At 54.3% G+C, this 12,974-nt stretch carries 11 protein-coding genes; 8 read left to right on the top strand and 3 right to left on the bottom strand.

Annotated elements, in window-relative coordinates; genetic code table 11:
* Positions 1–184 precede the first annotated feature (184 nt).
* On the bottom strand, positions 185–1,570 hold the full coding sequence (locus UF64_RS05195; protein WP_044827574.1) for a class II 3-deoxy-7-phosphoheptulonate synthase: 1,386 nt from the start codon (positions 1,568–1,570) through the stop codon (positions 185–187).
* 368 nt (positions 1,571–1,938) lie between these two features.
* Between UF64_RS05195 and UF64_RS05190 the strand changes: the two genes are divergently transcribed.
* Both UF64_RS05190 and UF64_RS05185 read left to right on the top strand, forming a co-directional pair.
* Entirely contained in the window at positions 1,939–2,685 is a 747-nt protein-coding gene (locus UF64_RS05190) for a sulfite exporter TauE/SafE family protein (protein ID WP_044827573.1), read from the top strand.
* Positions 2,686–2,750: 65 nt separating this feature from the next.
* A complete protein-coding gene (locus UF64_RS05185; RefSeq protein WP_044827572.1) occupies positions 2,751–3,323 on the top strand; it encodes a YigZ family protein in 573 nt (190 codons plus the stop codon).
* 20 nt (positions 3,324–3,343) lie between these two features.
* On the opposite strand, the gene UF64_RS05180 is transcribed toward UF64_RS05185, so the two are convergent.
* Entirely contained in the window at positions 3,344–4,369 is a 1,026-nt protein-coding gene (locus UF64_RS05180; protein ID WP_044827571.1) for a LacI family DNA-binding transcriptional regulator, read from the bottom strand.
* A 173-nt stretch (positions 4,370–4,542) separates the two neighbouring features.
* On the opposite strand from UF64_RS05180, the gene UF64_RS05175 reads away from it, so the two are divergent.
* The 6 genes from UF64_RS05175 to UF64_RS05150 all read left to right on the top strand — a co-directional run bounded on the left by UF64_RS05175 (position 4,543) and on the right by UF64_RS05150 (position 10,823).
* Complete coding sequence (locus UF64_RS05175) at positions 4,543–5,133, top strand: gluconokinase (RefSeq protein WP_044827570.1); 591 nt, start codon at positions 4,543–4,545, stop codon at positions 5,131–5,133.
* A 20-nt stretch (positions 5,134–5,153) separates the two neighbouring features.
* Positions 5,154–6,182, top strand: coding sequence for a TRAP transporter substrate-binding protein (locus UF64_RS05170; protein ID WP_044827569.1), 1,029 nt, complete (start codon positions 5,154–5,156; stop codon positions 6,180–6,182).
* Between the two features lie 206 nt (positions 6,183–6,388).
* Positions 6,389–6,970, top strand: a complete 582-nt coding sequence (locus tag UF64_RS05165) for a TRAP transporter small permease subunit (protein WP_044827568.1) — start codon at positions 6,389–6,391, stop codon at positions 6,968–6,970.
* Positions 6,971–7,033: 63 nt separating this feature from the next.
* Entirely contained in the window at positions 7,034–8,341 is a 1,308-nt protein-coding gene (locus UF64_RS05160) for a TRAP transporter large permease subunit (protein WP_044827567.1), read from the top strand.
* Positions 8,342–8,401: 60 nt separating this feature from the next.
* On the top strand, positions 8,402–9,604 hold the full coding sequence (locus tag UF64_RS05155; protein WP_044827566.1) for a mandelate racemase/muconate lactonizing enzyme family protein: 1,203 nt from the start codon (positions 8,402–8,404) through the stop codon (positions 9,602–9,604).
* Between the two features lie 454 nt (positions 9,605–10,058).
* Entirely contained in the window at positions 10,059–10,823 is a 765-nt protein-coding gene (locus tag UF64_RS05150; protein ID WP_152630609.1) for a hypothetical protein, read from the top strand.
* 340 nt (positions 10,824–11,163) lie between these two features.
* Here the strand turns inward: UF64_RS05150 and gor are convergent, their stop codons facing one another.
* Positions 11,164–12,525: a glutathione-disulfide reductase gene (gene gor / locus UF64_RS05145; RefSeq protein ID WP_044827564.1), complete on the bottom strand. Its 1,362-nt coding sequence runs from the start codon at positions 12,523–12,525 to the stop codon at positions 11,164–11,166.
* Positions 12,526–12,974: the final 449 nt, after the last annotated feature.

Here is a 12,974-nt window from a genome sequence, read left to right as displayed (position 1 = left end):
ACCCATACTTAAGAATATTTGATGGTCATTGGTAGATGTTTTTTCGTCAAATCGTACTGATTGTGTAACAAAATGCGACAAAATCTAATTTAGAAAGCCCTTTTGGCAAACTTGTACCCCCATAAAAAAAGGTGCCCGGCAGTTTACCGGGCACCTTTGATCAACCAATTTGCTGAACCTGCGATCAGGCAGAAGCAGCCATCTGCTCTGCGCGGACGCTGTCGCGTTCCTTTTTGATCATTTCAGCCATCAGGAAGGCAAGCTCAAGCGCCTGTCCACCATTGAGGCGCGGGTCGCAATGGGTGTGGTAGCGATCCGAAAGAGCCTCTTCGGTGACTTCGCGCGCACCACCGATGCACTCGGTGACGTCCGTACCGGTCATCTCGAAGTGGACGCCACCGGCATGGGTGCCTTCGGCCTTGTGCACGTCAAAGAAGTTTTTGACTTCGGACAGGATCGCGTCGAACGGGCGGGTTTTGTAACCCGTCGATGCCTTGATCGTGTTGCCATGCATCGGGTCACAGGACCAGACGACCTTGCGGCCTTCGGCCTTAACCCGTTTCACCAGACGCGGCAGGTTATCAAACACCTTGTCTGCGCCCATACGTGCGATCAGGGTCAGACGACCGGCTTCGTTTTCCGGGTTGAGGATATCAATCAGACGGATCAGGTCATCCTCATCCATGGTCGGGCCGCATTTCATGCCGATCGGGTTTTTAACCCCACGCAGGAATTCAACATGGGCATGATCGGCCTGACGGGTACGATCGCCAATCCACAGCATATGCGAAGAACAGTCATACCATTCGCCTGTCAGACTGTCCTGACGGGTGAGCGCCTGCTCATAACCAAGCAACAGCGCTTCGTGCGAGGTATAGAAATCCGTCTCGCGCAGTTGCGGCGCGCTTTCCGCCGTTATGCCACAGGCCTGCATGAAGGCGACTGCCTCATCAATCTGTGTGGTCAGCTTGCTGTAACGCTCTGCCGCCGGGCTGCCATCGACAAAGGACAGGTTCCAGCGATGGATCTTGGTCAGATCGGCAAAACCGCCCTGCGCGAAGGCACGCAACAGGTTAAGGGTCGCAGCCGACTGGTTATAGGCGCGGATCTGGCGCTGCGGGTCAGGGATACGGGCTTCTTCGGTGAACTCGATGCCGTTGACCACATCGCCGCGATAGCTTGGCAGCTCAACACCATTGATGGTTTCGGTATCAGATGAGCGCGGCTTGGCGAACTGGCCAGCCATACGACCAACCTTGACCACCGGGCAGGACGCACCATAGGTCAGGACAACCGCCATCTGCAGCATCACCTTGAAGGTGTCGCGAATATTGTTCGGATGAAATTCCTTGAAGCTTTCAGCGCAGTCGCCGCCCTGCAGCAGGAAGGCCTTGCCTTCTGCGACTTCACCAAGCTTTTCCTTGAGCGCACGCGCCTCGCCAGCAAACACCAAAGGAGGATAGCTGCCGAGCTCTTGCTCTACGGCCTTTAAGGCCTGTGCATCAGGATAAGATGGCACCTGTTTGATCGGCAGGTTACGCCAGCTTTCAATGCTCCAGCTCTTGCTCATTTGCTTCCTCTCAATCCGGCATGTTCATCATCATGCCGCCATTATATCACATATCCAGGTATCTGGCGGAATCCCGCCCGCTTGACCGGTCATTGAACCGGGCCAGACTTGATACGGGTTTTGCACACGCATTTCCACCCCTTGTCGACATGTGCAGGTGATTTTTCCGCAAATTTTTACCAAACCGTCAAAATTTGGCGCAAAATTCCACCCACAACTACCGCATTATACAAGTCTGCCGTTCGATGACCGTATGGTCATACTTAGTATCGCGATGCGAATCCGGCCAGCCCATTCATCAGATCATTTGCGCGGGGCAACATTTGCGGGCACACTGCGCACGCCATCCCCAAAGCCCCGGAACCTCCATGACCCTTGAAACGATTGCCATCATTGCCTGCGCCTATTTCGTCGCGGCCTTCGTCAAAGGGGCAACGGGGCTGGGGTTTTCGACATCGGCCCTGCCGATCCTGGCCCTCGGATTGGGGCTTAAGGCCGGGATGCCGCTGGTGATCATTCCGTCGCTGGTCAGCAACTCCATCATCATGGCCCAAGCCGGCCATTTTCGCGAAACCGTCAGCCGTTTCTGGCCGATGTTTCTTGCGACCATTCCCGGCATCCTGATCGGGCTTGCCGTGCTGGAGCTGGTCGATAGCATCTTGGCGGGAGCCGTACTGGGGCTGGTTCTGATGAATTACGGCGCGATCACGCTGTTTCGTCATGGCAAGCCGCTGTCTGACAGGCTTGCCAAGGTCCTCGCCCCCGTGTCGGGCTTCGCCACCGGTCTGATCAACGGCATCACCGGATCACAGGTCATGCCGGTCCTGCCCTTCCTGCTTTCCTTGCGCCTTGAGCCCAAACGCTTCCTGACGGCCATCAATATCTCGTTCAGCCTTTCAAGCATCGTGATGGCGCTTGGTCTGGCGCGGCTTGGGATGTTCACGCTTGATACGCTCTGGATCTCGTTAGCCGGGCTGGTGCCGGTCTATCTTGGCACCAAACTGGGCACGCTGGTGCGCGATCGCATGGATGCAGAAACCTTCCGCAAGGTCGTCCTGATCATGCTGATCATTTTTGGCGTCATTTTGGTTGGCAAACTGTTTACGGCAGGATGACCAAAGCCAATCGGCGCACAAGATGTCGTCTGGCACTTCAAGCTGCTTTCTGATAGCAAACCATCATGAAAACCATCTCCCACCCCGCCTTTGCAGAGACCGAAGAAAAGAAATCGCGTTTTCTGGCCGAACTCGTTTTTCATGACGATCTCGCCAGGCGGATTGATGAATTGCGCGCCCTTCATCCCAAGGCCAATCACCATGTGAACGCCTATCGCTATCTTAATGACGAAGATCAGCTGATCGAGCATGGCAAGGATGACGGGGAACCATCAGGCACGTCAGGCATTCCATGCCTCAAAGTCCTTCAGGGGCGTGATCTGATTAATGTGGCTGTCATCGTGACGCGCTATTTTGGTGGCACGAAGCTTGGCACCGGCGGGTTGGTCCGCGCCTATAGCGGGGCAGCCAATGCCGTTTGTGATGTGGCCGAGATCATTGACTATATCCCGCAAGGCGAAGCGGAACTGTTTGCCGGGTTTTCCGATGCTGGAACGCTCGAGCAGGCCTGCGCACAGGATGGCATCACCATTCTGGATCGTCAGTTTGATACCGATGGCACGCGTATCAAGATCACAGGACCACGGGCTGAGCTGGCAGAGCTCGCAGAACGGTTTCCGTTGCCTGAAACTGAGTAAGGTTAAGTCCTGACAAGGCTCTAGCGCTTGCGCGACGTGCTTTCACGCTGCTGCAATTCAAATCCGACATCAATGATCTTCTGATCAGGCATTTCGCCTTCAAGCGCACTTTGAATCATGGCGACCGCGTGCTTACCAATCGCATAGCGGTCTGTCCGGATCGAAGTCAAAGACGGGTAGCTTGCCGCCATCATCTCAAGATCGTTAAAGCCGATAATTCCCATATCGTCGGGGACGGAAATCCCCGCCTTCTGACAGCCAAACAGCGCACCAAGGGCCAAGTCATCGTTGTTGCAGAACACGGCATCAAGGTCCGGGCGACGTGCGCGCAGTTGCCCGATCAGTTCGGCACCAAGTGTGACGCTGGAAGATGTGGTGGTTGTCATGATCAGGTCGGGGTCATAACGCCCACCTGATCGCATCGCTTCCTTGAAGCCTTCCATGCGGCGGTGTGAGCGCGGATCCATGCGCGCGCCCAAAAACCCGATACGTTTATAGCCCTTTTGCACCAGATGCATGCCCGCGGCACGGCCGCCTTCGAAATGCGAAAAGCCGACCATCATGTCGATCGGGTCATCGCCGATTTCCATGATCTGCACCACCGGGCAGGGCGCGTTTTCAAGAAGTTCGCGGGTGACATCGGTCTGATCCGTACCGGCGATGATCATGGCCGATGGCCCCTGACCGAGGAAGGTGCGCACAAGGCGTTCTTCCTCTTTCGCGACATAGCGCGAATTACCAAGCTGCACCTGATAAGCGCCCTGATCAAAGGCGTCATAGATCGCGCGCAGCGTATCAGCAAAAACGTTGTTGGTGAGTGACGGCACGATCACGCCGATGATGTTGGAGCGAGTCGATGCCAGCGCGCTGGCATGGGAATGCGGCACATAATTGAGCTTTTTCACCGCGTTATCGATCTTGCGGCGTAGGTGATCGGACACCTTTGACGGATCACGCAAGGCACGTGAAACGGTGATGGTGCTGACCCCGGCCTTTTCGGCAACGTCAGAAATGGTTGGCCGCCCGGCCCCTTTGCGCTTCCTCATACCCTTACATTTATTACGTCTTTTCCGTAGCGACAAGCACCTTGTGCCTTCATGTGAAATAGGGTGTTGACGTGATGTTAGCGCTAACATTATGTTAGCGCTAACATCATAACACAACAGGGCTGTCCAAGAGTAAAACCAAGCCCTGAAAACCAGTGAGAACGAAGAACCTTATGAATCGGCAGACCAGATATGTTGTCGTCATGGGTGTGTGCGGATCGGGCAAAACCGAAACGGCACGGCGCCTTGCAGCAGCCACGGACAATGCGTGGCTGGATGCTGACGACCATCACCCAAAGGCCAATGTTGAACATATGAGCCGTGGGCTGCCGCTTAATGATGAAATGCGCTGGCCGTGGCTGGATGCCGTTTCCACCGCAGCCGAGCATGTTGGCCAATCCACCGATCCGACGACACCGCGCGGCAATCCGTTTCCCGGAACCGTTTTTATCGCCTGCTCGGCGCTCAAGCGTCGCTATCGCGATTATCTACGTACGCGTCTGGGAGAGGTCAGCTTCGTTTTCCTCAATGGTCCCCGTGACTTGATATTCGAGCGCATGAACAGCCGTGCCGGCCACTTCATGCCCTCGCAACTTCTTGACAGTCAGCTTCACGATCTTGAACCGCCGGGCCCCGATGAAGACCCGCTGGCTGTCTCAATCGAAGGCCCGCTTGAAGACATCGTCCAAACCGCTGTTTCGGGTTTGAAGCAGCGTTACGCAGCATCCGATGTCAGATTGGCACCCGGCACTGACGTAAAATAATCAACCCAGGGAGAAAACAGATGAAAATGTCCTTGAAAACACTGGCTGGCGCAGCGCTTGCCATCACCATGACCACCACCGCACCCTTTGCGGCAAATGCCCAGGATTATGCCCTTAAATTCCAGTCGAGTGACCCGGCTGGCAACCCGAACTTCATCATTCAGCAGGAATGGGCAGAACGTGTTGGAACCCTGACCGGTGGCCGCATTTCGATCGAGATGCTGCCGGTTGGTTCGGTTGTCGAACATAACGAAACCCAGGATGCGATTGCCGCGGGCATTCTTGATGGTCACATCACCGATACCAGCTATTTCTCGGGCAAGGATCCGGCATTCGGGCTGATCGCGAACCCGGTTGGCGCATGGTCCGATCCGCAGGAAATGTTCCGTTTCATGGAATATGGCGGCGGTAAGGAGCTGATGAATTCGCTGGTCGAGCCGTATGGCCTGCACTTCATTGGTGCCACCACCCCGGGCCTGGAAGCATTCGTTTCCGCCGTCCCGCTTGATGGCGTTGATGACCTTAAGGGGCTCAAAATGCGTGCCCCGGAAGGCATGGTGAACGAAGTGTTTGCCGCAGCCGGTGCGACCCCGGTCAACATTCCGGGCTCGGAAGTCTTTACCTCGCTCGATAAAAAAGTGATCGAGGCTGCCGACTATACCGTGTTCTCGACCAACCAGGCACAAGGCCTGCACGACATTGCCAAGCATCCGGTCTATCCGGGCTTCCATTCCATGCCGCTGGTTGAAGTTTCGATGAATAAGACCAAGTGGGACAGCATGCCGGCCGACCTTCAGGAAATCCTGACCGTTTCGGTGCGCGACCTTGCACAGGATGAAGTTTCCCAGCTGGTTGCCAAGGACATGAAGGCGGTTGCCGAAGCCCGCGCAAAAGGTGACATCACCATTCACAACTGGTCGCAAGAAGAGCGCAACAAGTTCCGCGCCATTGCCACCAAACAGTGGGAAAAGGCTGCTGAGCGTTCCGAGAATGCCAAAAAGGTTTATGATACCCTGATGGAATATCTGACCTCGCAGGGCATGATCTAAGACCCGAAGCACCTGATCCGGGCAAGAAACCCTGATCCCTTGCCCGGATCACAGCAGCCTGCGGGGATGACGGTTGTGCGAACTCGAATTTGTCACCCCGATGCAATCTGGCATCTCATCACGTTTTGAGACGACGTGATTGGAACGCGGCCTCCCCCGCTGCCAGATTGCGGGCTGTTTCTTTCTTGGTCCCAAGGATAATTAAAATGACCCATCCCGCGGAACAGAACACACCGATCCTGCCAGAACCGGAAACGGCAACCGTCCCGGCGGTCTCGGGCCTTTTTGGCAAAATGGTCGATAAAACCGGTACTATCTTTGCCATCGGCTTTCTGGGCTCGATGAGTGTTCTGATCATTGAAATCGTCATGCGGCACGTCTTTGACAGCCCGACACTCTGGGCCCATGAAACCACGACCTTCCTGTGCGGAATCGGTTTTGTGTTTGGTGGCCTTTTCTGTGCATCGCGTGACAAGCATATCCGCGTGGTCATTATTTATGACATTGCCGGCCCGAAGCTGCGCCGCTTCCTTGATATTGCGATCTCGCTGATCTGTGCGGTGGCATCGGGCTTCTTTGCCTGGGCGGCATGGCTGATGGTCGGTCGGGCGGCCTTTGCGCCGGATGGCTCCGTTCGCCTGGAAACCAGCGGATCGGCATGGAACCCGCCGTTTCCGTCGCTGCTTAAGATCTTTTTGCTGATCGTAATGATCGCGCTCACCGTGCAGTTCATCATTCTTGCGATCAATTACATGCGCGGCCTTGGCGGCAAAGACGCCACCGAGTAACGCGGCAATCCCGAAATCATTTGAAATTCGACATGCGAACACGCGCATTCAGGAACCGGCTTGATGTTTGATTTACAATCCCTTGGCATTGAATACGGCACGCTTGCCATGTTCGTCATGCTGCTTGGTTTTCTTATTACCGGGATGCCGCTGGCGTTTGTCACGCTGCTGATCGCACTGATTTTCACGCTGGGCTGGTTTGGCCCGATGGCCGTGCCGCTGATTACCAGCCGCGTCTATTCATTCGTTTCATCCTTTGTCTTTGTTTCCGTCCCGATGTTCGTCCTGATGGCCGCCATCCTGGACCGGTCAGGGATTGCCCGCGATCTGTTTGATGCCATGCGGCTCTTTGGCGGCAGGCTTAGGGGTGGTGTTGCCGTTCAGACGATCTTTGTTGCCGTCATCCTGGCCGCCATGAGCGGCATTATCGGCGGCGAGATTGTGCTGCTTGGCCTGATCGCCCTGCCCCAGATGCTCCGTCAGGGCTATGACAAGAACCTTGCCATCGGTGTTGTCTGTGCCGGCGGGTCGCTGGGTACCATGGTGCCGCCCTCGATCGTTCTGATCATTTATGGCCTGACCGCCAATGTTTCGATCGGCGATCTGTTTACCTCGGCCTTTTTGCCGGGCTTCATGCTGGCCGGTTTTTACGTCGCCTATATCCTGTTTCGGTCCTACACCGGCAACAATATCGCCCCGCCGCCCCAGACCGAGAAAATCCCGCATGCGGAAAAGATGCGCCTTCTCAAGGGCCTGTTCCTGCCGATTTTGGTCGTGTTCTGTGTGCTGGGATCGATCTATGGCGGAATTGCATCGGTGACAGAGGCATCAGCCGTTGGTGTCGCGGGTGTCATTGCATCCACCATCCTGCGCCGTGAATTTTCAGTCTCGATGCTTAAAGCCGCCGCCATTCAGACGCTGTCGACTTGCGGCATGATTGTCTGGATCGGCATCGGGGCATCGGCCCTGGTTGGCGTGTTTAACCTGATGGGCGGGATCAATTTCGTGTCAGGCCTCATTACCGGCATTTCCGATGACCCGACCATCATCATCCTGTTCATGATGCTGATCCTGTTTGTGCTGGGCATGTTCCTTGATTGGGTCGGTATCGCACTTCTGACCATGCCCATCTTTGTGCCGATCGTAAAACAGCTTGGCTTTGACCCGGTCTGGTTCGGGGTGCTGTTTGCCATGAACATGCAGGTCAGCTTCCTGTCGCCACCATTCGGGCCTGCGGCGTTTTACCTGAAATCGGTAGCACCTCCGGACATATCACTGGGCGATATTTTCAAGGCGCTTCTGCCCTTCATCTGCCTGCAGATTTTGGCGGTTGCCCTGTTGATCATCTTCCCGGGCATAACCGGACGCTGACAGCCGACATTGTTCAGGACGGAGCCAAACGGCTCCGTCTTTTGCGTTTTGAGGTTTGACATGAAAATCACCGCAATTGAAACCGTGCGCATCGCCGAACGCCCCAACCTGCTTTGGGTCGAAGTTCACACCGATGAAGGCATTACCGGCCTTGGCGAGACATTCTTTATGTCTGAAACCGTCGAGGCCTATTTGCATGAATATGTCGCACCGCGCGTAATCGGGCGCGATCCGCTGCAGATTGATCTGCTGTCTGCGGATCTGGTGGGGTATGTCGGATTTCGATCATCAGGTGCCGAGGTGCGCGGCAATTCGGCATTTGACATCGCGCTTTGGGATATTTTCGGCAAGGCGACCAACCTTCCGATCACCCAGCTTCTGGGTGGTTTCTCGCGATCTGAAATTCGCACCTACAACACCTGTGCGGGCACAGAATACATCAAAAAAGCCACCGGCCAGACCACAGCCAATTATGACCTTAATGCCAAATCGGCCAAGGATTATGACGACTTGAACGGGTTTCTCTATCGCGCGGATGAGCTTGCCGAATCCCTTTTGGCGGATGGCATCACGGCGATGAAAATCTGGCCGTTTGATATCGCGGCCGAGAAAACCCGCGGGCAATATATCTCGCTGCCCGATCTCAAATCCTGTCTTGAGCCGTTTGAGAAAATCCGCAAAGCCGTCGGCGACAAGATCGACATCATGGTCGAGTTTCATTCGATGTGGCAGCTTCTGCCCGCCCAGCAAATCGCCAAGGCACTCACGCCCTATCAGACCTTCTGGCACGAAGACCCGATCAAGATGGATAGCCTTTCAAGCCTGAAACGCTATGCCGAAGTCTCCCCCGCCCCGATCTGCGCCTCGGAAACGCTGGGATCACGTTGGGCATTCCGGGACTTGCTTGAAACCAACGCCGCTGGCGTGGTCATGCTGGACCTCAGCTGGTGTGGCGGCCTGTCCGAGGCCCGCAAGATTGCCGCCATGGCAGAAGCCTGGCACCTGCCCGTCGCCCCGCATGATTGCACCGGCCCGATTGTCCTGACAGCCTCGACGCACCTGTCACTGAATGCACCCAATGCAATGGTGCAGGAAAGCGTGCGGGCATTTTACAACACCTGGTATCGCGATCTGGTGACCAACCTGCCCACCGTCAAAAACGGCATGATCACCATCCCCGAAGGACCGGGTCTTGGCACCGAACTCAATCCAGACCTTGGCAAGGTATTTACGGTTTCACGCCGGAAATCTGTCGTGGACTGATTCCAACAAAAAATGGCCGAGCCATCTGGTTAGGCATTTTTTTGTTGGGCACGCCCCATACGCCCCACACCTGCAAAAAACCGCATCAAAAACGGCAATCTTCGCCCACAAGAAATTTCTGCCACTTTTGAGGCCAAGCACAACTAATTGAAATAAAACAACTATTGTAACTCTTCAACAGAGATATCCACAGAGTCAGTGGATAACGCAGAGAGAGACGTTTAAAAATCCATTCCGAGAAAAGATCTAAATCTAAAAATATTCATTAATTTCAGCACTTTACCATAAAATAGAGAAATACATAAAAGTTAATACGCCTAAAAGAACGTCGACTTCATGCAAAATCACGTACTGGTACGTTGATCGAACCGAAAAATAGTGATATTAAGAGAGGGAATTCTACTCAGCCAAGGGCAAGTTGATGGCGCGAAAAAAGAGTCCCAGATACCCTTCGATGGATTTGCAGGAATCCCTTGAAAAGGCAGTTAGCCTCTATAAAGAGAATCATTTGCACGCCATTCCAAACGATGCGGCGGCGCAAAGTATGGGGTACAGCAACGCCAACAATGGATCAGCGCTCTCAGCGATGGCATCCCTACGCTACTTTGGCTTAGTAGAACGCGCAGGGCCTGGAATGCTAGCCGCTTCTAAAGACGTTGAGATATTTGAGTACGCTCCAAGCCTAAAAGCCAAGAAAGAACTTTTGAGAAAATGGCTACTTACCCCGCCTGTCTTCCAAAAGCTCTTTGATAAGTATGGCTCACACCTACCTTCTGACGCGGCGATCAAATATGACTTGATACAGATGGAGTTCTTGCCTGCAGCAGCACAAAGCTGCCTAACGTCATTCAAAAACTCTTTAGCCTTTGCATCGCCAGAGAGCAAAGAAGAGACAACTGCGGCAACAGAAAACTCTGCGCCTTTATCGTCTCAAGACACAGACACCGAAAATGACATTGATGAAGTAATTGATACCAGCGAAAAGATAGCGAGCCCCGTTAGAGAAACCCTCGTAAAAAGGCCCCTTTCGCCGACAACAAGTAGCGAGCCAGAACAGTCTGATAGCCAGTCGAAACAATTAGGTAACGACCGAATACCAGTTCGGCTTCGCCACGGGCGCAAAGCTTGGCTGGAGATACCCACACCATTTTTTGAAGAAGATAAGCAACAGCTCATCAATCAAATTAAGCTGATAATGACTGATGAGGATGAACATTAGAGAAATGCCCTGCAGTTGGCGCTGCAGGGCAAAATTCCTCCTGAGGTACAGGATTTGCCCACGGGAGGGCTGGGAAAGCTCCAGCACGATTAAGTTTCGCAAACTCAACGTGCATTATCCGGGGCTCCAGTGTCAAGTAAATCCCAGTTATTGGAGTTTGAAGTATGACCACTTCAAGTGACATCGCCCCGCCGGGCTACCGTTACGTTTACACAAAGTACGTTACGGACCCACGCACTGGGCAGCGCCGGTATGCCAAGAACGGAAAATGCTTCCGTTTCTTGGTTAAAGACTAGTCTAGAAGGGCGGTATCACGTGATACCGCCCTTCCTAACCCAACTCAATCGCCAACCGGCGTCCGCATAGTGACAAATTCCTCGGCGGCAGACGGATGGACCGCGACGGTCTGATCGAACTGGGCCTTGGTCGCGCCCATGCGAACAGCAATACCGATGCCCTGAATGATTTCAGCGGCATCCGGGCCAACCATATGCGCACCAAGCACCACGTCGGTGGTTTTATCGACGATCAGCTTCATCAGCGTTTTTTCATCGCGGCCCGACAGGGTGTGGCGCATCGGTTTGAAGGTCGATTTGTAGATATCGATATCCTTGCCTTTTGCGTGTGCCTCTTCCTCAGAAAGACCGACGGTGCCCACCGGCGGCTGGCTGAAGACGGCGGTCGGGATGGCCTGATAGGCCATCGACCAAGGCTTGCCGCCATAAACGGTATCGGCAAATGACATGCCTTCCTTGATCGCGACCGGGGTCAGTTGCACGTGATCGCGGACATCGCCAACGGCATAGATGTTGGGAACACTGGTTTGCAGACCGGCATTGGTCAGGATCGCGCCCTTGTCATTCAGCTCGACACCAGCCTGCTCAAGACCCAGACCATGGGTTTTCGGTTCACGGCCCGTGGCGAACATGATGGCATCGACTTCCTGATGACCACCACCGGTCAGCGTCAGGGTGAGCGAGCCGTCATCGTTCTTGGCAATCGCCGTAACATTGGTGTGCAAGCGCAGATCAATACCCTTTTTGACGATCTCTTCGGCCAGATGGTTGCGGATATCGTTATCAAAGCCACGCAGGATCTGATCACCGCGATAGAACTGGGTCACATTTGCGCCAAGGCCAGCAAATATACCGGCGAACTCAACCGCGATATATCCACCACCAACGACTGCGATGCGTTCGGGCAGGTCTTCCAAATGGAAAGCCTGATTGGAGGAGATCGCATGTTCGATGCCCGGAATATCGGGCATGACCGGCGTGCCACCAACCGCAATCAGGATGCGCTCGGCCGTAACGGCTTTGCCACCAACATCAAGAGTATGGGCATCTTTCAGCACCGCACGGCTTTCAAACAGTTCGACGTTTGATCCGGCCAGAAGCTTTTTATAGATGCCGTTCAGACGATCAATCTCGGCATCCTTGTTGGCGATCAGGGTCTGCCAGCTAAAGCTTGGCTCGCCCGGAAGGGTCCAGCCATAAGCCGATGCATCTTCGAAATCCTCGGCAAAATGCGCGCCGTAGACCAGAAGCTTTTTGGGCACACAACCCCGGATGACACAGGTGCCGCCAACCTGGCTTTCTTCGGCGATGGCGACCTTTGCGCCATATCCCGATGCTACGCGCGCTGCGCGCACGCCACCCGAACCGGCACCGACAACAAACAAATCAAAATCATAGTCCGACATGCGGAAATTCCTGTTTTTTCTCAGTGAGACAACATGGCGCCAAATGTAGGGCGAAATTACCAAGAGTCGAGGTAAAACAAGGTCAATTGACCGTAAAATTTATGTGAGCAGACGCTAACATAAGGATCAAACAGGCTTTGGTGATAAAGACACCAAGGGGGAATAGCTTTTCTAGGGTCACAACCCTTTCACATAATCGCCCCGGTCTCCCGGATTTGTGCGGATATGCGAAGCATAATCACAGGAAGATCTATATCTTTCAAGATTTTGCGACAAAATAGCCCGTGCAAATCCGGGTGATCCGAAGGACAACTGATATGAGAGAAAGCCTCTGCGTCAAAGCCCTTGAACGGGGAATGCCCCGCCCTGCGGGCTTTTCCTAACTTTTTCTCTCATATCAGTTGCCGGGACGGTCATGTGAAAGGGTTGTGGCCCTTGACTTTTAGGCT

The organism is Thalassospira sp. HJ (genome assembly GCF_000948415.1).
Classification (GTDB): Bacteria; Pseudomonadota; Alphaproteobacteria; order Rhodospirillales; family Thalassospiraceae; genus Thalassospira.
This window is presented reverse-complemented; position numbering and strand designations above follow the sequence as displayed.